The sequence below is a fragment of the Nocardia sp. FDAARGOS_372 genome (assembly GCF_002554515.1).
GTDB lineage: Bacteria > Actinomycetota > Actinomycetes > Mycobacteriales > Mycobacteriaceae > Nocardia > Nocardia farcinica.
This window is the reverse complement of the sequence record NZ_PDDW01000001.1, coordinates 5,677,010-5,700,172: the sequence shown is the minus strand read 5'-3', so window position 1 is coordinate 5,700,172 and position 23,163 is coordinate 5,677,010. Positions and strand designations below refer to the sequence as shown.

The window sequence follows — 23,163 nt, the reverse complement described above, 5'->3', positions numbered from 1 at the left end:
CAGCGGAGGGCTGGTGATAGCACCGCGCTAGCGTGGTGGCCGATGACACAGAACGGAGCGTCACGCGCAGCCGAAAGCATCGAGCTGGCCGCACTCCTGCATCGTTGCGGCCGGGCCGACCAGCACGCTTTCGCCGAACTGTACGACCGGACCAGCGCGCGCGTGTTCGGTCTGGTACTCCGGGTGCTCCAGGACCCCGGATACGCGGAGGAGACCACCCAGGAGGTCTACCTCCAGATCTGGCGCACCGCCGCCAGTTTCGACCCCGATCGCGGTTCCGCCATGACCTGGCTGATGACGCTCGCCCACCGGCGCGCTGTCGACCGCGTGCGGGCCGAGCAGGCGCACTCCTCCCGGGAGGCGGCCTACGGCGCGCGGGTGCTCGACCACGAATTCGACGAGGTGGTCGAGGAGGTCGAGCGCAGGGCCGAACAACACGCGGTGCGCGCGAGCCTGGCCGAGCTGACCGACACCCAACGCGAAGCCATCTCGCTCGCCTACTACGGCGGCCGCACCTACGCCGAGGTGGCCGCCCACCTCGGGGTCGGGCTGCCGACCGTGAAGTCCCGGATACGGGATGGATTGACACGACTGAAGAAAAGTTTGGGGGTGACGTGAGATGACCGACAGCCGGATCGATCTCGCGCACGCCGTCGCGCTCGGATCGATCGACGACGAAGACCAGGACGAAGTGCAGCAGTTGCTCGACAGCGCGGACCCCGAGGTCCGCGCCGCGTTCCACACCGAAGTACAGCAGAGCGCCGACGCGCTCACCGCGCTGGCGGAGCTGACCGCCACCGCGCCGCCACCCGCCTTGCGCGCCCGGCTGCTGGCCGCGATCGCCGCCGAGCAGCCGCCCGTGGCCTCCTGAACGAGCCCCCGCGGATCTCCCCACGAGCCAGCCGTTTCCATCGTCCCGTCGGCCGTACCGTCTCCGGCGCACGGGCAGCCCAGTCGCGTAGCCGTCGCGCCCGCCCGGTAGCCGCCTCGTGATTCGGCGCGGGCTCGACCGCCCCGCGGAAACGACGAAGGCCCCCGGGATTTCCCGGGGGCCTCGCTACCGCCGTACGGTCAGTGCGCGTGACCGTGGTGGCTGTGGTCCTCGGCCTCCTCGGCGGGCTTGTCGACCACGGCGCTCTCGGTGGTGAGCACCATGCGCGCCACGGACGCGGCGTTCACCACGGCCGAGCGGGTGACCTTCACCGGGTCGACGACACCGTCGGTGAGCAGGTCGCCGTAGCTGAGGGTGGCGGCGTTGAAGCCCTCCTTGCCCTCGGCCACCTTGCTGACCACCACGGCGCCGTCCAGGCCCGCGTTGCTGGCGATCCAGAACAGCGGCGCCTCCAGCGCCTTGCGGACGACCTCGACGCCGACCGCCTCGTCACCGGAGAGCGAGTCGCGCAGCTCGACCAGCTTGGTGGCCGCCTGCACCAGGGCGGTGCCGCCACCGGGCACGATGCCCTCGTCGACGGCCGCCTTGGCCGCGCTCACCGCGTCCTCGACGCGGTACTTGCGCTCCTTGAGCGCGGTCTCGGTGGCCGCGCCGACCTTGATGACCGCGACGCCGCCGGCCAGCTTGGCCAGCCGCTCCTCGAGCTTCTCGCGATCCCAGTCGGAATCGGTCGCCTCGATCTCGCGGCGCAGCTGGGCGGCGCGCGCGGCGATGTCCTCGGCGGTGCCCGCACCGTCGATGATGGTGGTCTCGTCCTTGGTGACCACCACGCGGCGCGCCTTGCCGAGCACGTCGATGCCCGCCTCGCGCAGCGTGATACCCAGGTCCGGGTTGACCACGGTGCCCGCGGTGACCACGGCCAGGTCGTCGAGGAACGCCTTGCGGCGGTCGCCGAAGAACGGCGCCTTGACCGCGACGGCCTTGAGGGTCTTGCGGATGGAGTTCACCACCAGCGTCGACAGCGCCTCGCCTTCGACGTCCTCGGCGACGATCAGCACCGGCTTGCCCGCCTCGGCGATCTTCTCGAGCAGCGGCAGCAGGTCCGGCAGCGAGCTGATCTTCTCACGGTGCAGCAGTACGAACGCGTCCTCCAGCACCGCTTCCTGGGTGTCGGTGTCGGTGATGAAGTAGGGCGAGAGGTAGCCCTTGTCGAACTGCACGCCCTCGGTGACGACGAGCTCGGTCTGCAGCGTCGAGGATTCCTCGACGGTGACCACGCCGTCCTTGCCGACGGTGGTCAGCGCCTTGCCGACCATCTCGCCGATCTCCTCGTCGCGCGAGGACACCGTCGCGACCTGCGCGATGGCCTGCTCACCGGAGACCGGGGTGGCCGCGGCCAGCAGCGCCTCGGAGACCGCGTCGGCGGCCTTGGCGATGCCCGAGCCGACGGCGATCGGGTTGGCGCCCGCCGCGACGTTCTTCAGGCCGCCGCGCACCAGCGCCTGCGCCAGCACGGTGGCGGTGGTGGTGCCGTCGCCCGCGACGTCGTTGGTCTTGGTGGCGACGCTCTTGACCAGCTGGGCGCCGAGGTTCTCGAACGGATCCTCGAGGTCGATGTCACGCGCGATGGTGACGCCGTCGTTGGTGACGGTCGGTCCGCCGAACGCCTTGGCGAGCACCACGTGACGGCCGCGCGGCCCGAGCGTGACCTTCACCGCGTCGGCGAGCTTGTCGACGCCGCGTTCGAGAGCCCGGCGAGCTTTTTCGTCGAACTCGATCTGCTTTGCCATGAGTCCTTTTCCTTGGATGGGGGCCGGAGAGGAGGAGCCCGAAACGACGGTGCCCCGGCCCCGTGGGAGGGGAACCGGGGCACGTCGCTACGACTCGATCCCGGACGGAGCCGGGTGGCGCGCGCCGGAGCAGGCGGCGCCGAGCGCGGTCACTTGCCGACGACAGCCAGCACGTCGCGCGCGGAGAGGATCAGGTACTCCTCACCCTGGTACTTGATCTCGGTGCCGCCGTACTTGCTGTAGATGACGGTGTCACCTTCCTGGACGTCGAGCGGGATGCGCTTCTCGCCGTCCTCGTCCCACCGGCCGGGGCCGACGGCGACGACGGTGCCTTCCTGCGGCTTCTCCTTCGCCGTGTCCGGGATGACCAGGCCGGAGGCCGTCGTCGTCTCGGCCTCGTTGGCCTGGACGAGGATCTTGTCCTCGAGCGGCTTGATGTTCACGCTCGCCACGTTGAGCCCTCCACTTTCAGGGGATACGGTCGTCCGGGACTGTTGTCCCGGACCATCGGTTCGGTCACGGTGCTGACCCTGCGCATAGCCCCGTCGTCGCGGGTGCCGGGACCCCTGCTCAGTAGTCACAACTGCGTCGACACCGGCGCTGCGCGAGGGCGGGTGAAGGCCCGGCCGCCGCGTTTCACCAGTGTCACTAGCACTCTATACACGAGAGTGCCAGCGCTCAAGGGCGGGCGGTGCCAACACTGTTCAGGGTTCATGACGAAACCCGCCGGGACTTCCCTTCGGATCGCGGAAACTGTAACGTTCGGATAACGGATTGTGACAGTATTGGCGACGGTCGCACCACGGCTGCCCGCACCACGGCTGCCGGTGTCCGTCACGGGTCGGCGCCTCGTGCGCGGTCCGGGCATCACGAGAAGACCGGTACTTCGTCACGAGACGTTGCGCACCACCAGCTTCACCAGGGCAAGTACACACGTGATCCCCGGGTCGACCGTCCGACCCACCGGTCGGCGGGTCGGCCGGACCACGCGTCCGGAACGTCGCCGACCAGCGGTGCTCCGGCAATCCATTCGCCGATGGTCGGCCGCACCGCGACCATCCGCTCGAAGGGAGGTGAACCATGCGAACGTCTCTCGGCATCTCCGCCGGGAACGAGGTCGTCTGCTCGGCGCTCGTCGCCACCGCGCCCAACGGCGCCCAGAGCTTCGACTACCGCGTCGTCTCGGCCGACGCCGCCCATTCCGACATCGGCGATCTGGTCGCATCCTCCATCGACCTGATGACCACCCAGCTGCCCGCCCGGCAGGTACCGCACGACGTCGCGTGGCCCGCCCACCCGATCGGCGTCGGCGGCGAGAGCGGTCTCGGCCTCCAGGCCGCCGCGAGCAAACCGCCGACCAGTGTCGCCGTCGCCTACCGCAGCCGGGAACAGGCGCAGGTGATCCGCTCGGCGACCGGCAGGCAGCGCGAGCTCGAGCTGGTCCACGAGGCCACCGCGGCGCTGACCTACCTGCGCCACACCGGCCTCACCGACCGCTACGGCACCGTTGCCGTGGTCGACCTCGGCGCCACCGGCCTGAGCGTCTCGGTGGCCGAGCAGGCCGACGACACCCTGCTGCACACCCAGCGCACCCACGCCATCAGTGGCAACGCCATCGACGACCTCATCTACCACCACCTGGTCGACCTGCACTTCGCCCGCCGCGGCACCCGCCCGAATCGCGCGATGCTGGTCAATCGCGGCCGGGCCGCCAAGGAGCATCTGTCGATCGCGCCCGCGGTCACCATCGACCACGTGGCCGGGCAGCCGCTCAAGCTCACCAGGTCCGATTTCGAGGTACTCATCGCCGACCTGCTCGCCGACACCGCCGCGTACGTGTCCGGGGCCTTCGCCCGGTCGCCGCGCGCACCGGAGGCGGTCGCCGTCATCGGTGGCGGCGCCAACATCCCCGCGGTGGTCGAGACGCTGCGCCGCAGCCTCGACGTCCCGGTGCTGACGGTCGACGATCCCGAGGCCGTGATCGCCAAGGGCGCGGCGCTGGTGGCCGATGCCGCCCAGCCCGCCACGCTCCCGGTCGGCGCGATGGGCGCGGAATCCTCGGTGAGCACCTTCACCAAGGTCGCGGGCACTCTCGTCGGCGCCGTCGTGGTGGTCGGGCTGATCATCGGCTACGGCGTGAAGACCCTGGCCCCCACCGCCGACGACGAGGTCTCCCCCGCGGGCACCACGAGCGGTACCCGGCTGCCGGGCGCTCCCGTCGCGGTCGTGCCGACCACCGCTCCGGCTCCCACCGCGGGCGGCATCACCACCCTGGCGCCGCCCACCTCGGCCGCGCCCACCACCACCGAGCGCACCGGCGTGCCGAGCACCACCGGGTCCCCGGTCGCTCCCACCACCGCGCCGTCGACCACGCCGACGCTGCGCCCGGATCCGAACCTGCCGCCGATCCCGTTCCCCGAACTCCTCGGCCCGCTGCTGGATCGCAACGCCCCGCAGGAGCAGAATTCCGAGCCGCCGCTGTCGGAGCAGCCGGACGCGGGCAGCCCGCCCGTCACCACGTCGCCCTCGACCACGGCGCCGACGCCCACACAGGCGCCGGCGCAGTCCCGAGTCCCGTTCCCGCGCGCCGGTTCCGGCTCCGCGAGCGGGAACACCGAATAGTCGAGGCGAACGCGCTCAGGCGGTCTGGCTGACCGAGACCGGCAGCCCGGGATCGCTGGCCACCGTCAGCGGCGATGGCCGTGCCCCGCCCGCGATGACATGGGCCCCCAGCGCCGCGATCATCACGCCGTTGTCGGTGCACAGCCGCGGCTTGGGCACCCGCAGCGTCAAACCCGCTGCCGCGCAGCGTTCCTCGGCCAGCGAGCGGATGCGGGAGTTGGCCGTCGCGCCGCCGCCGAGCACCAGGGTGTCCACCCCCACGTCCTGGGCCGCGCGGACGGCCTTCATGGTCAGCACGTCGGCCACCGCCTCCTGGAAGGACGCGGCGATGTCGGGGATCGGCAGGTCGGCGGTGGCGACGCCGGCGCGCTGGGCGGCCTCCACGTGGCGAGCGACCGCGGTCTTGAGGCCGGAGAAGGAGAAGTCGTAGCGCGGGTCGCGCGGCCCGGTCATGCCGCGCGGGAAGGCGATCGCGTGCGGGTCGCCGTCGCGGGCCGCGGCATCGAGCGCGGGGCCGCCGGGGAAGCCGAGTCCGAGCAGCCGGGCGACCTTGTCGAAGGCCTCGCCCGCCGCGTCGTCGACGGTGCTGCCCAATTCGACGATGGGCGCGGCCAGATCGGTCACGTGCAGCAGATGGGTGTGCCCACCGGAGACGAGCAGCGCCACGCACGGCGGCATCGGCCCGTGTTCGAGGGTGTCGACGGCCACGTGCCCGCCGAGGTGATTCAGCGCGTAGAACGGCACATCCCACGCCGCCGCATAGGCTTTCGCGGCGGCGACACCGACCAGCAGCGCACCCGCCAGCCCCGGCCCGATGGTGACGGCCAGCGCATCCGGTTTGGCGATGCCCGCCGCGGAGAGCGCGCGCCGCATGGCGGGCACGATCGCCTCGAGGTGGGCGCGCGAGGCGATCTCCGGCACCACCCCGCCGAACCGGGCGTGCTGGTCGACGCTGGAGGCGACCTCGTCGGCGAGCAGTTCGCAGGTGCCGTCCGGACGCCACCGGACGATGCCCACTCCCGTCTCGTCGCAGGAGGATTCGATGCCCATGACGATCACGACAGCACCTCGTCGATCTGGTTCGCGCGCCATTCGCGGCCCTGCGCGGTCAGTTCCGGCCTGCGCATGGTGTAGGCGTCGGCGCCGCTGGGGTGGTAGTAGTTCTTGCGCAGCCCGATGATGTGGAATCCGTGCTTGGCGTACAGCGCGATGGCGGGCGCGTTGTCGGTGCGCACCTCGAGGAACACCGGGCCGCCCCGTTTGCCCGCCTCGGCGAGCAACGCCTCCAGCAGCAGGGTGCCGATGCCCGCGCGGTGGTAGTCGGGGTCGACGCCGATGGTGTGCACCTCGGCTTCGGGGTGCTCGTCGTCGCCGAGCAGCGCGATCCCCGCGTACCCGACCATCCGGCCGTCGGCGTCGCGGGCGGTGATGTAGCGGTTGTGTGGTCCGGCCAGCTCGGAGTGGAAGGCCACCGCCTGCCAGGGATCGTCCTCGGGGAAGAGCAGGTGCTCGAGTTCGACGCAGCGCTCGATGTCGGTGACGGTCATCGGCTCGATGTGGAAGCCCGCGGCGCGGACACTCGATTCGGCCACCGTCAGGCCCCCGTCCGGTCGAGCGAGCGGTAGGCGTTCTCCACGGCGTCGGGTCGGCGCAGGTACAGCGGGACCAGCGGTTCGGGCGCCACGCCGGCGAGCAGGTCCGCGGCCGCGACCCGGACCAGGCCGGCCGGCGAGGGCGTCTCGACCGGGACCACGGGGAGATCGAAGTAGTCGACGTGCGAAGCGGATCCGGCCACCGAGGTGGCACCGGCGGTATCCAGCTCGGCGGGCTTGATCACACCCGGGCCCGCGATGCGAACTCCGTCACGGTAGCGGGCCCAATAGACTTCGCGGCGACGGGCATCGGTGACCACCAGCAGCTCACCCCCGGCGGGGAGGTCGGCGGCGGTGGTGACGTCCGCCGCGATGGCGTCGAGGCTGCACACCCCGTGCACCGGCAGGCCGAGCGCGTCACCGAAGGCCGCCGCCGTCGCCATGCCCACCCGCAAACCGGTGAACGGACCGGGCCCGATGCCCGCGACCACCGCGGCCAGGTCGGTCCTGGAACGTCCTGCCTCGGCGAGGCATTCGAGGATCTGCGGGGTGAGGACCTCGGCGTGGGCGCGGGGATCGACCCGGACCCGCGCGGCGATGGTGCACAGCCGGGCCGCGGTGGCCGAGCCGTCCGCGGCCTGTTCCAGTTCCACCAGTCCCGCGGTAACGGCGGGGGTCGCGGTGTCGACGGCTAGTACAAGCATGATTGCCCCCACGATACCGGGTGGTAGCCGACCCCTTCGCGCAGCTACCGGCTCGGCGGCGACGGCTGCCGGTCCACCCACTCCCACACGGCGGTTCGGACCTCCGAATCGGGTTCCCTGGTGAGCCGCACCCACAGGTGCCGGTCGGTCAGATGCTCGACCACCCCGCGCCCCCACTCGACCACCACGACCGCCTGATGCAGATCGGTGTCCAGGTCCAGCGCGTCCAGCTCGTCCAGATCGCCGCCGAGCCGGTAGGCGTCCACGTGCACCATCGGCACCGGCGGCGCGCCGTCGCGCGGCCCGGCCCGGTGCTGGCGGGCGATGATGAACGTCGGTGAGCTGACCCGGCCCTGCACGCCGAGCCCGGCGGCGATGCCGCGCGTCAGCGCCGTCTTGCCCGCACCGAGCGGTCCGTCGAGCACCACCAGATCACCCGCCGCCAGCTGCGCGGCGAGTTCCCGGCCGAGCGCCTCGGTGTCGGCGACGGTGGGCAGGGTGCGCTGGTGCTTGGCCACGACCGTCCTTTCGTCCTCGTTCACCTTCCGGGTTCACCTTCCGGCCGCGGCCAGCGTACCCGCGGGGCCGACCGGGCCGCGCGGGGCGGGACGGCGGCCGGCGCAGCGCCGCGCGGGCTCGACCGCCCCGGCCGGAACACTCAGGCCGACCCGGTCCGGCCGTCGCGGCGGGACCGATCGCGCCGGAACACGCCCGCCCGCACCATCAGCCGGTGCAGCGCGTCGTTCACCAGGTCCGGGTATTGCAGGTGCGGCATGTGGGCGGCGCCGGGCAGCAGCACCAGCTCGCTGTCGGGCAGTTCGCGCGCCAGCGCCTCGGAATTGCGGAACGGCATCACCACGTCGCGGGTACCGCCGAGTACCAGCACGGGCAGCTGGGCCAGGGTGGGCAGCGCCGCCGATTCGTCGTGCACACGAATGGCTTCCAGGAATTTCACGATCGTCTCGACCGGGGTGCGGTCGATCATGCGCGCGGTGAAGCGCGACAGCGCCGGGCTGACCGGGCCGTGGAAGGAGGTCACGTGCAGCAGCGGGGTGATGACGTGCCGTCCCGCGGTCCTGGCCGCCTGCACAAGCGCCGGTGCGGCCTCGACGGCGAGGCGGAAGCCGTCGATCACGGGATTGCGCAGCAGCTGGGTGATGCCGGTGGAGGTGACCTGCGCCGCCGAGGTGGACAGCAGTGCGACGGCGGCGACCCGGCTGCCGAACAGGGCCGGGAACTGTGCCGCGGCGGCGAGCACCGCCATCCCGCCGAGCGAATGGCCCACCAGCACCACCGGACCGCTGGGCGCGGCCGCCGCCAGCACCGCGGCCACGTCGCGACCCAGTTGCGGTACCGTGCAGCTGTCCGTCGACGGGGTCCCGGAGCGGCCGTGGCCGCGCTGGTCGAAGAACACCAGCCGCACGCGCGGGCCCCACCGGGCGGGCAGATCGCGGCGCTGGAAGTGGAACGACTCCATGCTGTTGCAGAAGCCGTGCACGAAAACCATGGTGACGTCGGCGTTCTCGGGTCCGTGGACGCGCACCGCGAGCGGCACGCCGTCGGTGGCGGTGACGGTGCTCGGTTCGTCGGCTTCGAACAGGGCGAAGTCCTCGGCCACGTAGTCGTCGGGCACATCGAGGTGCAGCACCCACTGCCCGAGCCTGCGCACCACGTGGGCACCGGCGAGCGCGCCGACGAGGACAGCCGTGGCGAAGCCGCCGCGGCCGATCCGGCCGCGCACGTCAGCGGCCCGTTCCGACGTACCGGCGGACGGCCCGGCCGCGCGGCGAGCAGACCACCTCGTAGTGGATGGTGCCGAGCAGGTCGGCCCACTCCTGGGCACCCGGCACGCCGGGCCCACCGCCGAACAGCACGGCGGTGTCGCCCGCCGCCACGCCCGCGGCATCGTCGCCGAGGTCGACGACGAACTGGTCCATGCAGACCCGGCCGACGTTGGGGCGGCGGGCACCGCCGAGCCACACGTCGAAGCGGCCGCTGAGCGGCCGGAACACGCCGTCGGCATACCCGGCGGGTATCAGCGCGACGGTGGTGTCACGGGGAGCGATCCACTGGTGGCCGTAGGAGACGCCCTCGCCCTCGGCGACGCGTTTGACCAGCGCGACCTGCGCCTGGAAGGTCATGGCGGGCCGCAGCCCGAAATCGCCGAGTTCGGGCACTGGGCTCAGGCCGTAGACGGCGATGCCGGGCCGCACCATGTCGAAGGCCAGGTCGGGCCGGGTCACGGTGGCGGCGGAGTTGGCCAGGTGCAGCAGTTCGGGACGCAGCCCGCGGGCGGTGGCCGCGGCGGCCGCGGCGGTGAAGCGGTCGCGCTGTTCGTCGAGGAACGGGTGTTTGGGCTCGTCGGCGTGGGCCAGGTGGGAGAACATCGCGCGCAATCGCACCGTCTTCTCCTCGACCAGCTCACCGAGCAGGTCGAGCACGGTCGCCAGCTCGTCGGCGGCGATGCCGTTGCGGTTGAGTCCGGTGTCGACCTTGAGCGTCACGGTGGCGGTGCGGCCGGTGGCGCGGGCCGCGGTGGCGACGGCGCGCAGTTGCTCGGTGCCGGAGACGCCGATCTCGATGTCGGCGGCGACCGCGGCGGCATAATCGGCGGACAGGGTGTTCAGCCAGCACAGCACCGGTGCCGTGATCCCCGCCTCGCGCAGTCGCAGCGCCTCGGCCACGGTGGTCACGCCCAGTTCCCGCGCCCCCGCCGCCAGCGCCGTGCGCGCCACCTCCACCGCCCCGTGGTTGTAGCCGTCCGCCTTGACGACGACCATCATCGCCGCATCGCCCGCGTACTCACGCAGGACCCGCACATTATGGGCAATCGCATCGAGGTCGACCACGGCCTCCACTTGGGCACTCACGTCTCCCGATCCTGCCACCCGCTGCCCCGAGTGTTGTGGGCACCTGTGCAAGTTCCCGAAGAAAAGGCAGGTCATCGGGGGTGGGTTCGGACCTCACCTGGGCTGATGGTCGGGAACGTCACAAGTGGGGGCGGTGGACGCGAGGCGAACCGGTGGCGCCCGGCCCGGCCGGGACATGGTCGGCCCGGGGCTGTGCGCGCCCCGGATGGGATGCACCAGACAACTCCGCGCAATCGGCCGGACCGGTACGTCCCCGACCCGCTCCGATGGGCGGTGACGAGGCGATCGCGGCCCACCGAACTCGCGTCAACCGGCGACCGATGGACTCATGCCGGATGCGGTTCCGCCCCCACCTCGCCCAGCGCGCGCAGCGTACGGATCGCGGCGGGCAGCTGATGCAGCAGCGGCGAGGCCGAGACGGGGGCGCCGACCGGGCCGCGGTCGTGGGCGGCCAGGGCGGCGGCGAGGGCGTGCGCCCGGGCGGCCGCGGCGGCCGACCAGGCGGGGTCCCGTCCGGCGGCCAACAGCGCGCCGATGACGCCCGACAACACGTCACCCGCACCGGCGGTGGCCGCCCAGGACCCACCCGCCTCGTTGACCAACACCCGCCTGCCCGGCTGCGCGACGAGGGTCGCGCGGCCCTTCAGCAGGACGGTCACGCCCCAGCTCTCGGCCAGTTCCCGTACCGCGCCGACCCGGTCATCACCCACCGGCCGCCCGGTGAGCCGCGCGAATTCGCCCGCGTGCGGGGTCAATACGGTCGCGGCGGCTCGTCCGCGCACCAGGTCCGGGTCCCGGGCGAGCAGGGTCAGCCCGTCGGCGTCGACCACCACGGGCAGATCGGTGGCCAGGATCTCGGCGAGCCGCTCGCGCGCGGCGGCGTCGGTGCCCGCGCCGGGACCGACCACCCACGCCTGCACCCGCCCGGTCGCTCGCACGTCCGGCGCCGCGATCACCTCGGGGAAGCGGGCCAGCACCTGCTCCGCGCCGGTTCCGGCGTAGCGGACCATCCCGGAGGTGGCCGCCACCGCACCACCCGTGCACAACACCGCCGCGCCGGGATAGGTCGCGCTGCCCGCGCAGATCCCGGTGACGCCCTGGGTGTACTTGTCGTCGGCCGGCCCCGGAACCGGCCAGGCCGCACCGATCAGCGCGGGCGCGAGCGCGGCCAGCCGCGGCTCGGGCAGCCGTAATCCGATGTCCACCAGTTCGATTCGCCCACACCACGGGGCGGCCAGTACGTGCACCGGCTTGTACGCGCCGAACGTCACCGTCACCTCCGCGCGCACGGCGGGCCCGGTCACCGCGCCGGTGTCGGGATCGACGCCGCTGGGCAGATCGGCCGCGACGATGGGCGCGTCCACCTCGGCGACCAGACGTGCCGCGGCCGGTCGCAACGGCCCGCGCCCGGAGATGCCGACGATGCCGTCCACCACCAGGTCCGGCTCCCCGAGGTCGGTCCGCACCCGGCCGCCCGCCCGGCGCAAGGCCGCCAGACCGGCTCGGTGGGCTCGATCCGGGTCCAGCAGCACCGCGGTCACCGCCACCCCGCGCGCCCGCAGTTTCGCCCCCGCCCACAGGGCGTCGCCACCGTTGTCCCCCGACCCCACCAGCAGGGTCACCGCCCGTCCCGCGATCCCGCCGGTCCGCTCGCGCAGTTCCTCCGCCACCACCCGTGCCAGCCCGTGCGCCGCGCGCTGCATCGGCACACCGGCAGGCACCCGGGTGAACAGTTCCGCCTCGGCCGCCCGCACCTCGTCGGCGGTGAAATAGCCGTGTCGACCGGACATGAGCGCTCGCCTCCACGATTCGATCGGGCCCTGCGTCGGGCCCGCCACACCGCGCGAGCCGCGGATCCGGACATTACCCGCCCGGCGACTACGCTCGACGAATATGCCGACCCTGCACCGTGGCCTGTCCGCCCGAGCCGTTGCCGCCCTCGCCCTGACCGCGTCGATCGCGCTGGCCGGATGCGGTTCCGACGCGTCGGAGTCCGCACCGAGCAGCACTTCCGCCTCCACCACCAGCGCCCCCGCGACCTCCGCCCCGGCGGGCCCGTCCAGCGTCACGGTCACCGTCGACGACATGACCTTCTCCCCCGAGAACATCACCGTCGGCGTCGGCGACACCGTGACCTGGAAGTTCTCCGACAGCGCGCCGCACTCCGTGCAGGGCATCGGCGACAAGGCGATGGGCATCAACAGCCCGATCCTGGACAGCGGCGAATGGAGCTACACCTTCACCGTGCCCGGCACCTTCCGCTACCTGTGCACACTGCACCCGCAGATGCGCGGCAGCGTCACCGTCGAGTAACCGCTATTCGACGGTGACCGACTTGGCCAGGTTGCGCGGCTTGTCGACGTCGTAGCCGCGGGTCTGGGCCACCTCGGCGGCGAAGATCTGCAGCGGCACCGTCGACAGCAGCGGCTGGAACAGCGTCGGCGCCGACGGGATCTCGATCAGGTCGTCGGCGAACGGGCGCACCGTGTCGTCGCCCTCCTCGGCGATCACGATCGTGCGCGCGCCGCGGGCCTGGATCTCGCGAATGTTGCTGAGCAGCTTGGAATGCAGCACCGCGCGCCCCTTGGGGGAGGGCATCACCACAATCACCGGCAGCCCGTCCTCGATCAGCGCGATCGGACCGTGCTTGAGCTCGCCCGCCGCGAAGCCCTCGGCGTGCATGTAGGCCAATTCCTTGAGCTTGAGCGCACCCTCCAGCGCCACCGGGTAGCCGACGTGGCGGCCGAGGAACAGCACCGTCGGCACGTGCGCCAGCTCGCGCGCGATCGCGCGTACCTGCGGCGCGGTCTCGAGCACCCGCGAGACCAGCTTCGGCATCGCCTCGAGTTCCTGGAACTCGCGGGCCACCTCGTCGGGGTACTTGGTGCCGCGGGCCTGCGCGAGCGCCAGGCCGACCAGGTAGTTGGCCGCGACCTGGGCCAGGAACGCCTTGGTCGAGGCGACCCCGATCTCCGGACCGGTGCGGGTGTAGAGCACGGCGTCGGATTCGCGCGGGATCTGCGCGCCGTTGGTGTTGCAGATGGCCAGCACCCTGGCCTTCTGCTCCTTCGCGTGGCGCACGGCCTCCAGCGTGTCGGCGGTCTCGCCGGACTGCGAGATCGCCACCACCAGCGTGGAGCGGTCCAGCACGGGGTCGCGATAGCGGAACTCGCTGGCCAGCTCGACCTCCACCGGCAGCCGGGTCCAGTGCTCGATGGCGTACTTGGCCAGCAGACCCGCGTGGTAGGAGCTGCCGCAGGCCACGACGAACACCTTGTCGAACTCGCGCAGCTCCTGATCGGCCAGCCGCTGCTCGTCGAGCACGATGCGGCCGCCGGCCTCGTCGGTGGTGAAATGCCCGATCAAGGTGTCCGCGACCGCCGCGGGCTGCTCCTCGATCTCCTTGAGCATGAAGTAGTCGTGGCCGCCCTTCTCGGCGGCGGCGATGTCCCAGTCGATGGTGTACGGCCGAGTGCGCACGCCGTCGCCGCGACCCGCGAAGTCGGTGACGGTATAGCTGTCGGCCGTGATCACCACGGCCTGGTCCTGGCCGAGCTCGACGGCTTCCCGGGTGTGCTCGATGAACGCCGTCACATCCGAGGCGATGAACATCTCGCCCTTGCCGACACCCACCACCAGCGGCGTGTTGCGGCGGGCGGCGATGATCGTGTCCGGATGGTCGGCGTGCACGAAGACCAGGGTGAACGCGCCTTCCAGGCGGCGCAGCACGGCCAGCGCGCTCGCGGTGAAGTCACCCGCGGTCGGACCCTCGGCGTAGGCGCGCGCGACCAGGTGGACCGCGACCTCGGTGTCGGTGTCGCTGTGCAGTTCGATGCCCGCGTCCTCGAGTTCGCGGCGCAGCGGCGCGAAGTTCTCGATGATGCCGTTGTGCACCACGGCGACCTTGCCGCCTGCGTCCCGGTGCGGGTGCGCGTTGCGGTCGGTCGGCGCGCCGTGGGTGGCCCAGCGGGTGTGTCCCATGCCGGTGGTGCCCGCGAACGCGCCCGCACCGGACTCGGCCAGCTCGGCTTCCAGATTCGCCAACCGACCGGCCTTGCGCTCCACCGCGAGGGTGCCCGCGCCGTCCAGGATCGCCACCCCGGCGGAGTCGTACCCGCGGTATTCCATGCGGCGCAACGCGTCAACGACGACGCCGAGCGCGTCCCGGTACCCGACGTAGCCAACGATTCCGCACATGGCTCCCCAGAGTACTTATCGGATAACGTTCACGTCGTGTCGGCGTCTGTGAAAGAGCTTCTGAGCACCCTGACCCGCCGTGGCCCGCACCGGGTACTGCGCGGCAACCTGGGCATCGCGGGCCAGCCCGGGGTCGTCTACACCCCCGAGACCGGCCGCGGACTACCCGCCGTCGCCTTCGGTCACAGCTGGTTGACCGGCGTGTCGCACTATCGGGGCATGCTCGAGCACCTCGCTTCCTGGGGCATCGTGACCGCCGCCCCCGACACCGAGCGCGGACCGATCCCGTCACACCTCGGCCTGGCGACCGACCTGCTCACCACCCTCGACATCTGCACCGGCGTGCGCCTGGGCGACGGCACCGTCACGGTGCACCCCGACCGGCTCGCCCTCGCCGGACACGGCATGGGCGCGGGCGCCGCCGTCATCGCCGCCGCCCAGCGCCGCGTCGGCACGGTGGTCGCCCTCTTCCCCGCGCCCACCGCCCCCGCCGCCGAACCCCTGGCCGCCGACCTCGACATTCCCGCCCTCCTGCTGGCCGGCGCCGTCGACATCTCCTCGGTCAGCTCCAACGCGCTCCCCCTGGCCGCCGCCTGGTCCGGCCCGGCCACCCTGCGCGTCGTCGACGGCGCCACCCACAACGGCCTCGTCGAAGGCCGCCGCGCGCTGGCCGCCCTCGGCGCGGGCAAGCACGAACCCAAGACCGCCCGCACCGTCCGCGCCCTGCTCACCGGCTACCTGCTGCACACCCTTACCGACGACAAGACCTACGCGCCGTTCGCCGACCCCGACACCGAGATCCCGCGCACCACCGTCGTCGACCCGAACGCCCCGCGCGACGAGGAACAGGAGAAGCCGAAGCTCTCCGTCGGCACCCTCCGCAAGCTGGTGCGGGGGTAGGTCGGCGCCACGCACCGCCCGCCGGCCGCGACTACACCAGCCAGCTCTCCCTGCGGTAGTACTCCCCCTCCGGATCGTCGTCCTCGTCGATCGGCGTCACGACATCCGTGGCCCGGCGCGCCGCGATCGATCGCGCAATGGCCTCGCGCTGCGCGCGCAACTCGGCCGCCATCCGCTCCCGCTCGGTGGGCTCACCGAAGGCCCGGTCCGCCGTCAGGTCGCTGCCGGAGTGGTGGGTAGGCCCGACAGCGCCGTGGACCTGCGAGCCGTGCTCGAGCCATCGGCGGTCCGTCTCCACACGCCCGGCCCGCTCGAACTCGGAGCGCTGCCACTCCGTGCGCGCCGACCCGGTCGGCTCGCACTCCGCCCGCTCGGTCTCCGGTTGTTCACGCTCGGCCCGTTCCCGATCCGCCTGTTCACGCTCGGCTTGCTCGTCGAGGGCTCGCTGGATCTCCGCCGCGGTTTCCACGGCGATGTCGCGCAGCGTCGCACCGCTGCGCTGATCGATCTCGTCCAGTTCCAGGCCGAGCAGCCCGGCGCGGCGGCGGAATTCCTCGAGTTCCCGCTCGATGGCTTCGGCGTAGTTCACAGCGGGCCCGCCTCGGCCAGTTGGGCACCACTATCGGCGGGTTGATCGATGTCGGCGGCCGGGGCGTCGACGGGCAACGGCTGCGGCTGGTACTCGCCGTCCTCCTCGCGGCGGACACCGGAGGGAACTCCGGGAACCCCGGGAGCGGGTTGCGAATTTCCGGCCGGGCTGCCCTCCTCGGCGGAGGGATCGTCGGCGGGCGGCGTGGGCTGCGCCGCCGGGGGCTGCCCGGCGTCCGGCTGTTCTCCCGGCGACATCGCCTCAGCGGGTTGCCGGCCCGCGGGCTGCTGCGGATTCGATTCGTCGCCCGACGGGCGGTCCGAGGCGGGCGGCTGCTCGCCGTCCGAATCGTCTTTCCCAGCGCCGCTTTCGACGATCACCGGGCGGCCGTTCTCGTCCAGTTCCAGCGTGTACTCCTGCACGGACCCGTCCGGACCGGTCGCCACCAGCTTCGGCTGTCCGTCCGGTCCCACCGTGAATTCCATGTGCTTGTCGCCGAGGTCGAATTCGGCCGACACGCCCTTCTCCTTCGCATCGCCGTCGGGATCGTCGGCGTCGGTGCCGGGAGCATCGTCCTCGGCCGCGGTGTCGTGCTGCAGCGCCGACTGCCACTGCTCCACGGCCTTGTCGATGCCGTCGCTCACCTGCCCGCTCAACGACGTGAGCCCGGTCTGGATCTCCTGGGCCAACGTGGTCGCCAGCGGCGAGAGCTGTTGGGCGAGCTGGCTCAGCCCGGCCAGACCGCTCAGCGGATTCGCGGTCCCCGCCGGGTTCGTCTGCCCCGGGTCGTCCGAGCCGGGCGTGCCGGGCGTACTCGTGTCGTTGCCGGGGTCGGTGGTGTTGGTACCCGGGTTCGTCGTATTGCTGCCCGGATTCGTCGGATTGGCGCCTGGATTGGTGGTATTGCTGCCCGGATTCGTCGTGTTGGTGCCGGGGTTGGTCGTGTTGTCACCCGGAGTGCTCGGCGTCGAATTCTGGGCGGCCGGTTGCGGGTAGGGGTTCCGGTCCAGCTCCTCGACGGCGGTGACGAGGGCCGCGTACGCGCTCTTCACCGCATCGTCGGTGAGCTTGCACATGTCGACGTAGTTCTGCAGCCGAGCGTCGAAGTGCGGTTTGAAGACCCGCTCGAGTATCCGGCTCGCCACGACGCGGCCACCGAGATACGACAGGCCGAAACCGCCCACGTAGTAGTTGAGGACGTTTCCGGCCGCCTTGCTCAGCAGATCCGACAAGTCGTGGGTCAGCGCTCGCCCGACCCCGCCCGCGGCGCAGGCGATCAGCGTGTCGAGATCGTCGACGGTGAGCGAACCGACCTCGACCTGACCGTTCACCAGCTTCTTCACGTGATCGGCCTTCGCGCGCACGGCCGTCCGCAGCGCGGGGATCGCGGTCGTCATCGCGTCGAGAGCTGCGCGGGCCTTGGCCCGGTCGTCGTCGGCCATGGTGACCTGCTGGCCGAACATGTACTGCGCCGCCTCGGCGGCCTGGCCCTGCCACAACGTCGGCAGCCGCTCCGACAACGCCTTCTGCGTGTCCCATTGCTCGTCGACCTCGCCGAGCGTGGTGGCCAAGGCACCGGCGGTCGCGGCGAGCTTGTCCAAATCCATGCCCCGCTGCTCGTCGTAGAGCGCGTAGATCCGGTCGAGCGAGTGGCTCGGCTCGTGACCGAAGGCCTCGGTGTAGCGACCGTGCAGCTGGGCGAAATACTGCAGGCCGGTGGCGCCGTCGTCGAGCATCCGGTCGACATTGTCACCGGAGAGGTCGGGCAGCGTGGTGCTCGCCATGTCAGTTCCTTCCCTGGATCGTCACCGCGCTACACGTTCTGGGTCTGCTGCCGGGTCTTCTTCGCCGCCTCCGCGTCGGTGTCGGAGTAGACGACGGTGGCGGCTCCGATGCTGTCGGCCACGGCCTTTCCGGCCGACCCCCAGTTCTCCAGCCACTGCACGACGTTCTCGAGACCGGTGTGGATCGCCGCGCCCTGCGACACGTAGTTGCGGCCGGCCTCGGGACCGTGCCCGTTCGAGCCGTCCCCGAACATGTGCTGCGACACCCGTTGCGCGCTGGTTCCCACGACACCGGCCGACAGCCGCAGGTCGTTGGCGAACTTGCCCAGCTCACCGGTCTGCACGCCGAGATTCTGCGAACTCACGGTTCCACCCCTTCCTGTCGGATCCGGCATCCACCGACGAATCCCCGTCGAATCCAGTGATGGTCACAAAGGACTGGACGCGCTCGGACGCGATCCGGTTCCCGCCCTCCGGGGCGAGCCGCGGCGTCTCGACGCGCGGAGGACCGCCCTCACTCCCCCAATTTCCCCTGGTCCGTGCGGACCCATTCGGAGGTTCCGTCGGGGTGGCGGTGGAATTCCCACGCGCTGTAGTCGCCGTCGTTCTCGACGACGGTGACGTGGTCGGCGATGCCGTCGTGGTCGAAGTCGGTCCAGACCTGCATGGCGTCCTCACCGCGGGTGGTGGCGGTGTCGAGGAGACCGTCGCCGTCGATGTCCTGGGTGGGGTGTTCGAGTTCGACGGGACCGAGGCCGCCGAGGGACGAGGACGTGTCGATGCCGGGTAGCTCCAGACCGCCGAACTCGCCGGACGTGACCATGGCTCCTCCTCGAAACGCGGGCGCGGGGATGTGCTCATCCTGTCATCCCCGCGCCCATGCGTCAGCCCCAGCCCCGCGCCGGTCAGCGCTTGGGAATGACCACCCACAGGACCGCGTAGAGCAGGAACTGCGGGCCCGGCAGCAGGCAGGACAGCACGAACAACAGTCGGACGACGCCTGCGCTCCAGCCGAAGTACTCGGCGATGCCACCGCAGACGCCTGCGATCCATTTGTCGTCGGAGCGAGTGAGGCGGCGGGTCGGTGCGGTCATCGGATTCCCTCTCGTGTCGATCGGTACGTCTTCCACTGTCGCCGTCCGCGCCGTGCCGCGCATCGGTCGACCGACCCATCCCGACCCTGATTTCCGGCGGCGCGGACTCGGGGTGCGACCCGGAGGACGGGTCGCCGGGGCCGCGCGGATGCGGGTGCGGCGACCAGGCAGACTCGACCCCGTGAGCACCACTCTGCACGCGCGCGGCCTCTCCGCCGGACACGGGGAACGAACGCTGTTCGACGACCTCGACCTGACCATCGCGCCCGGCGATGTGATCGGCCTGGTCGGCGTGAACGGTGCGGGCAAGTCGACGCTGTTGCGGATGCTCGCCGCGCGCGAGACGCCCACCGGAACCATCACGTTGAGCCCGCCCGACGCGACGGTCGGGTACCTGGCGCAGGAGCCGGAACGGGTGCCGGGCGAGACCGTGCTGGATTTCCTCGGCCGCCGCACCGGCGTGACCGCGGCGCAGCGCGCGATGGATGCCGCCGCCGAGCGCCTGGCCGAGGGCGGACCGGACGAATACTCCCCCGCGCTGGAACGCTGGCTCGCGCTGGGCGGCGCCGATCTGGAGGCGCGGGCACAGGAGGTGGCCGCCGACCTCGGGCTCGCCGAGTCGCTGGCCGACGGCCTCGGCACCCCGATGACCGCCCTGTCCGGCGGGCAGGCCGCCCGGGCCGGGCTCGCTTCGGTGTTGCTGTCCCGCTACGACATCCTGCTGCTCGACGAGCCCACCAACGACCTGGACCTGGACGGCCTGGCCCGGCTCGAGGACTTCGTGCGCGGCGTGCGGGTACCGCTGGTGGTGATCAGCCACGACCGAGAATTCCTCGCCCGCACCGTGAACCGGATCGTGGAGCTGGATCTGGCCCAGCAGCAGGTGGGACTCTACGACGGCGGGTACGAGGCCTATCTCGCCGAGCGGGAGATCGCGCGACGGCACGCGCGCGAGGCGTTCGAGGAGTACGCCGACACCAGGGCCGCCCTGGAGGCCAGGGCGCAGATGCAGCGCAACTGGCTCGAGCACGGGGTGCGCAACGCTCGCCGCAAGGCCCGCGATCCGCGAAAGCTGGACTCGGACAAGGCCGGGCGCAAGATGCGTGCCGAGGCGACCGAGAAGCAAGCCGCCAAGGCGCGCCAGACGCAACGGCGCATCGAGCGTCTCGAGGTGGTCGAGGAGCCGCGCAAGGAGTGGGAGCTGCGGATGACGATCGCCGCCGCGCCACGCAGTGGCGCCGTCGTCGCCACCGCGACCGACGCGGTGGTGACCCGCGGCGATTTCCGGCTCGGCCCGGTGACCACGCAGATCGACTGGGCCGATCGGATCGTGCTCACCGGCGCCAACGGCGCGGGCAAGTCGACCCTGCTCGGCCTGCTCCTCGGCCGGATAGCACCGGACAGCGGATCGGCCGCGCTCGGCTCGGGCGTCGAGATCGGCGAGGTGGACCAGGCCCGCGGCCTCTTCCGCGGCACGACACCGCTGGCCGAGCGGTTCGGCCGCGAGATGCCGGACTCGCCGGACGCGGAGATCCGCACGCTGCTGGCCAAATTCGGCCTGCGCGGCCCGCACGTGTTGCGCGCCTGCGACACGCTCTCCCCCGGTGAACGCACCCGTGCCGCCCTGGCACTGTTGCAGGCGCGCGGGGTGAACCTGCTGGTCCTGGACGAACCCACCAACCACCTCGACCTCCCCGCCATCGAGCAACTCGAACAGGCCGTCGACTCCTTCACCGGCACGCTGCTGCTGGTGACCCACGACCGCCGGATGCTCGACTCGGTCCGCGCGACCCGCCGCTGGCACCTGCGCGACGGACTGCTGCACGAGGACTGACCTCACCGCGAACCGTTCGCCGACACGGAGATCCGCCCTGCCCGGTGTGCACCACCCGCGCAGGCGGCTCGCGGGCGGCCGCTACCGTCTGCCGGCTCGCACACCGCCCCGGCCCGTGCCGCGTCGATCAGTTCGTCCGCTTGCCCACGGCCGCGCCTGCCACGCTGGGCGTCCCACTCCACGACCAGCGCCGTGTGCGAAACCCCCGCGCGCATGGCCGCTTCGATCACCGCCAGTCCCTCCGCACGGCTCGCCGTGCGGGCCACATCGACGGCGGTGCGGGCGGCGCCGGTGACGACCGCGCCCTGGATCGTCTCCAGGGCGCGCGCGTCGATCGGATCGGCATGGACGATCAGGCGGGCGTAGCGCGCCGGATGCGCACCGAGGACGTGGGTGACGTGATCGGCGCGCACCGGAAACCCGTGCAGTTGCGCCGCCGTGCCGTACGCGGCCACCAGCGCGGGCACGCCGAGGAACAACCGCGCGGCCTCCAGCCGTAGCCGGGCGGTCGGCGGCGAGTCCGCCTCCCGGTAGACCCCGCGGAACACCCGCACCCAGACGCCGCGGTCGATCTGCTCCCGCATCTCCGCCCGGCTGTACTCGCACAACACCTGCCAGCCGGTGAACACCCCGAACTGCTTGTCGCGCACCTGCGCCAATCCCGGTTTCATGGGTTCGAGGATGGCCGGGCGCGGGCCGACGGCACCTCCGCCGACCTGCGCGGACAGCAGGTCTGTTGACAAGCCCGCCGCTGTGGACAACCGCGGCGGGCGGGGCCACCGCCGCTGCTACAGAGAGGCGACCAGCTTCGCCAGATCGGCGGCCAACTGCTCGGCCTTCACCGGGTCGGTGGCCTCCACCATCACCCGGACCAGCTGCTCGGTTCCACTGGGGCGCAACAGGATCCGGCCCGAGTCACCGAGTTCGCGCTCGGCGTCGGCCACGGCCTCGCGCACATCCGGTGCCGCGGCGACGGCCGCCTTGTCGCTCACCGGCACGTTCACCAGTACCTGCGGGACGGTGGTCAGCACACCGGCCAGATCGGCCAGCGATCGCCCGGTCTGCGCCATCCGCGCCATCAGCTTGAGCCCGGTCAGCACGCCGTCACCGGTGGTGCCGTACTTGGGGAACACGACGTGCCCGGACTGTTCGCCGCCGAGGGTGTAGCCGCCCGCGCGCAGTTCCTCGAGCACGTAGCGGTCGCCGACCGCGGTGGTGCGCACGGCGATTCCGGCCGCCCGCATCGCCAGATGCAGCCCCAGATTGCTCATGACGGTGGCGACCAGGGTGTCCTGGGCGAGTTCGCCGGACTCCTTCATCGCGATCGCCAGTACGGCGAGGATGGCGTCACCGTCGACGACGCTGCCGTCGGCGGCGACCGCCAGGCAGCGGTCGGCGTCACCGTCGTGAGCCAGGCCCAGGTCGGCACCGTGCTCCACGACCGCCCGGCGCACCTGGTCGAGGTGCGTGGAGCCGCAGCCGTCATTGATGTTGAGCCCGTCGGGTTCGGCGTTGATGGCGATGACCGTGGCGCCTGCCTCCCGGTAGGCGGCGGGCCCGACCTCGGCGGCGGCGCCGTTGGCGCAGTCGACCACGACGGTCAGCCCGCTCAGATCCCGGCCGGTGGCCTCGACCAAGTGCTCGACGTAGCGCTCGTGCGTGCCCTCGACGCTGTACTGGTCGGGAATGTGCAGGCCGTGGTCGCGCGCGCCGGAGGCGTTGAGCACGCGGCCGATGCCCGCGCCGGTCGGGCGGACCGGGTCGTCGGCGGCGACCAGCGCTTCGATGCGGTCCTCGACGGCGTCGTCGAGCTTGTGCCCGCCCGCGGCGAAGATCTTGATCCCGTTGTCCGGCATGGGATTGTGCGAGGCGGAGATCATCACGCCGAGGCACGCGTCGTACAGGCCGGTGAGGTAGGCGACCGCGGGCGTGGGCAGCACACCGACCGACAGCACGTTCACCCCGGCGGCCGTGAGCCCGGCCGTGACCGCGGCCTCCAGCATCTCCCCCGACGCGCGCGGATCACGGCCGACCAGCGCCAGCGCCCGGGTCTTCCCCCGGCCGAGCACCTGTGCGGCCGCACCCGACACACGCAGCGCCAGCTCCGGGCTCAACGACCCGTTGGCAAGCCCGCGCACACCGTCGGTGCCGAACAAACGTCCCATACCTCGCCCCTATCGGTGGACATGCGTTCATATACAGCACGAGAGCAGGCGACCAGCGATGCTGGAAGCCTGCTCTCGCACAGCTGCCGCGCCTGACTCGCCGCCCGGCACCACCGGGGTGCCGGGCGCC

The 23,163-nt window shown here is 71.9% G+C and carries 23 protein-coding genes; 6 read left to right on the top strand and 17 right to left on the bottom strand.

Features of this window, described 5'->3' with window-relative positions:
• Nucleotides 1-42 precede the first annotated feature (42 nt).
• Together CRM89_RS26505 and CRM89_RS26500 are read left to right on the top strand one after the other, a co-directional pair.
• A complete protein-coding gene (locus CRM89_RS26505; RefSeq protein ID WP_098086580.1) occupies nt 43-618 on the top strand; it encodes a sigma-70 family RNA polymerase sigma factor in 576 nt (191 codons plus the stop codon).
• 1 nt (nt 619) lies between these two features.
• Nucleotides 620-871: a hypothetical protein gene (locus CRM89_RS26500; RefSeq protein WP_011207418.1), complete on the top strand. Its 252-nt coding sequence runs from the start codon at nt 620-622 to the stop codon at nt 869-871.
• A 200-nt stretch (nt 872-1,071) separates the two neighbouring features.
• On the opposite strand, the gene groL is transcribed toward CRM89_RS26500, so the two are convergent.
• The gene (groL, locus tag CRM89_RS26495; RefSeq protein ID WP_011207417.1) at nt 1,072-2,682 is read right to left on the bottom strand and encodes a chaperonin GroEL; all 1,611 of its coding nucleotides are present in this window, start codon (nt 2,680-2,682) and stop codon (nt 1,072-1,074) included.
• 149 nt (nt 2,683-2,831) lie between these two features.
• Nucleotides 2,832-3,134 (bottom strand): co-chaperone GroES, encoded by a 303-nt coding sequence (groES, locus tag CRM89_RS26490; RefSeq protein WP_011207416.1) that lies wholly within the window; start codon nt 3,132-3,134, stop codon nt 2,832-2,834.
• Between the two features lie 628 nt (nt 3,135-3,762).
• On the opposite strand from groES, the gene CRM89_RS26485 reads away from it, so the two are divergent.
• Nucleotides 3,763-5,304: an Hsp70 family protein gene (locus CRM89_RS26485; RefSeq protein ID WP_098086579.1), complete on the top strand. Its 1,542-nt coding sequence runs from the start codon at nt 3,763-3,765 to the stop codon at nt 5,302-5,304.
• A 15-nt stretch (nt 5,305-5,319) separates the two neighbouring features.
• Here the strand turns inward: CRM89_RS26485 and tsaD are convergent, their stop codons facing one another.
• The 7 genes from tsaD to CRM89_RS26450 all read right to left on the bottom strand — a co-directional run bounded on the left by tsaD (nt 5,320) and on the right by CRM89_RS26450 (nt 12,260).
• On the bottom strand, nt 5,320-6,363 hold the full coding sequence (gene tsaD, locus CRM89_RS26480; protein WP_098086578.1) for a tRNA (adenosine(37)-N6)-threonylcarbamoyltransferase complex transferase subunit TsaD: 1,044 nt from the start codon (nt 6,361-6,363) through the stop codon (nt 5,320-5,322).
• On the bottom strand, nt 6,360-6,851 hold the full coding sequence (rimI, locus tag CRM89_RS26475; RefSeq protein ID WP_098087132.1) for a ribosomal protein S18-alanine N-acetyltransferase: 492 nt from the start codon (nt 6,849-6,851) through the stop codon (nt 6,360-6,362). Before rimI ends, tsaD begins: the two co-directional genes overlap by 4 nt.
• A 47-nt stretch (nt 6,852-6,898) precedes the next feature.
• Nucleotides 6,899-7,600 (bottom strand): tRNA (adenosine(37)-N6)-threonylcarbamoyltransferase complex dimerization subunit type 1 TsaB, encoded by a 702-nt coding sequence (gene tsaB / locus CRM89_RS26470; RefSeq protein WP_086840181.1) that lies wholly within the window; start codon nt 7,598-7,600, stop codon nt 6,899-6,901.
• Nucleotides 7,601-7,644: 44 nt separating this feature from the next.
• Nucleotides 7,645-8,142, bottom strand: coding sequence for a tRNA (adenosine(37)-N6)-threonylcarbamoyltransferase complex ATPase subunit type 1 TsaE (gene tsaE, locus CRM89_RS26465; RefSeq protein ID WP_011207411.1), 498 nt, complete (start codon nt 8,140-8,142; stop codon nt 7,645-7,647).
• 116 nt (nt 8,143-8,258) lie between these two features.
• A complete protein-coding gene (locus CRM89_RS26460; RefSeq protein WP_098086577.1) occupies nt 8,259-9,341 on the bottom strand; it encodes an alpha/beta fold hydrolase in 1,083 nt (360 codons plus the stop codon).
• A 1-nt stretch (nt 9,342) separates the two neighbouring features.
• Entirely contained in the window at nt 9,343-10,545 is a 1,203-nt protein-coding gene (gene alr / locus CRM89_RS26455) for an alanine racemase (protein ID WP_228822097.1), read from the bottom strand.
• Nucleotides 10,546-10,796: 251 nt separating this feature from the next.
• Nucleotides 10,797-12,260 carry an NAD(P)H-hydrate dehydratase gene (locus tag CRM89_RS26450; RefSeq protein ID WP_098086575.1) on the bottom strand — a complete coding sequence of 488 codons (1,464 nt, stop codon included), beginning with the start codon at nt 12,258-12,260 and terminating at the stop codon, nt 10,797-10,799.
• Nucleotides 12,261-12,363: 103 nt separating this feature from the next.
• Between CRM89_RS26450 and CRM89_RS26445 the strand changes: the two genes are divergently transcribed.
• Nucleotides 12,364-12,783 (top strand): cupredoxin family copper-binding protein, encoded by a 420-nt coding sequence (locus CRM89_RS26445; RefSeq protein ID WP_098086574.1) that lies wholly within the window; start codon nt 12,364-12,366, stop codon nt 12,781-12,783.
• A gap of 3 nt (nt 12,784-12,786) precedes the next feature.
• Here the strand turns inward: CRM89_RS26445 and glmS are convergent, their stop codons facing one another.
• Nucleotides 12,787-14,667 (bottom strand): glutamine--fructose-6-phosphate transaminase (isomerizing), encoded by a 1,881-nt coding sequence (glmS, locus tag CRM89_RS26440; protein WP_086840188.1) that lies wholly within the window; start codon nt 14,665-14,667, stop codon nt 12,787-12,789.
• Nucleotides 14,668-14,703: 36 nt separating this feature from the next.
• Between glmS and CRM89_RS26435 the strand changes: the two genes are divergently transcribed.
• The gene (locus CRM89_RS26435; protein WP_098086573.1) at nt 14,704-15,567 is read left to right on the top strand and encodes a hypothetical protein; all 864 of its coding nucleotides are present in this window, start codon (nt 14,704-14,706) and stop codon (nt 15,565-15,567) included.
• 31 nt (nt 15,568-15,598) lie between these two features.
• On the opposite strand, the gene CRM89_RS26430 is transcribed toward CRM89_RS26435, so the two are convergent.
• The 5 genes from CRM89_RS26430 to CRM89_RS26410 form a co-directional block, all read right to left on the bottom strand.
• On the bottom strand, nt 15,599-16,156 hold the full coding sequence (locus tag CRM89_RS26430; protein ID WP_098086572.1) for a hypothetical protein: 558 nt from the start codon (nt 16,154-16,156) through the stop codon (nt 15,599-15,601).
• Entirely contained in the window at nt 16,153-17,940 is a 1,788-nt protein-coding gene (locus tag CRM89_RS26425; protein ID WP_098086571.1) for a hypothetical protein, read from the bottom strand. The genes CRM89_RS26430 and CRM89_RS26425 overlap by 4 nt, the downstream gene beginning before the upstream one ends.
• A 29-nt stretch (nt 17,941-17,969) precedes the next feature.
• On the bottom strand, nt 17,970-18,305 hold the full coding sequence (locus CRM89_RS26420; protein ID WP_060593088.1) for a hypothetical protein: 336 nt from the start codon (nt 18,303-18,305) through the stop codon (nt 17,970-17,972).
• Between the two features lie 149 nt (nt 18,306-18,454).
• Nucleotides 18,455-18,763, bottom strand: a complete 309-nt coding sequence (locus CRM89_RS26415; protein WP_011207402.1) for a DUF6802 family protein — start codon at nt 18,761-18,763, stop codon at nt 18,455-18,457.
• Between the two features lie 82 nt (nt 18,764-18,845).
• A complete protein-coding gene (locus CRM89_RS26410) occupies nt 18,846-19,034 on the bottom strand; it encodes a PspC domain-containing protein (RefSeq protein ID WP_098086570.1) in 189 nt (62 codons plus the stop codon).
• Between the two features lie 148 nt (nt 19,035-19,182).
• On the opposite strand from CRM89_RS26410, the gene CRM89_RS26405 reads away from it, so the two are divergent.
• A complete protein-coding gene (locus CRM89_RS26405; RefSeq protein ID WP_228822103.1) occupies nt 19,183-20,868 on the top strand; it encodes an ABC-F family ATP-binding cassette domain-containing protein in 1,686 nt (561 codons plus the stop codon).
• Nucleotides 20,869-20,870: 2 nt separating this feature from the next.
• Here CRM89_RS26405 and CRM89_RS26400 read toward each other — a convergent pair whose 3' ends face one another.
• Together CRM89_RS26400 and glmM are read right to left on the bottom strand one after the other, a co-directional pair.
• Nucleotides 20,871-21,539, bottom strand: a complete 669-nt coding sequence (locus CRM89_RS26400) for a hypothetical protein (RefSeq protein WP_098086568.1) — start codon at nt 21,537-21,539, stop codon at nt 20,871-20,873.
• 117 nt (nt 21,540-21,656) lie between these two features.
• The gene (gene glmM, locus CRM89_RS26395; protein ID WP_011207398.1) at nt 21,657-23,033 is read right to left on the bottom strand and encodes a phosphoglucosamine mutase; all 1,377 of its coding nucleotides are present in this window, start codon (nt 23,031-23,033) and stop codon (nt 21,657-21,659) included.
• Nucleotides 23,034-23,163 lie beyond the last annotated feature (130 nt).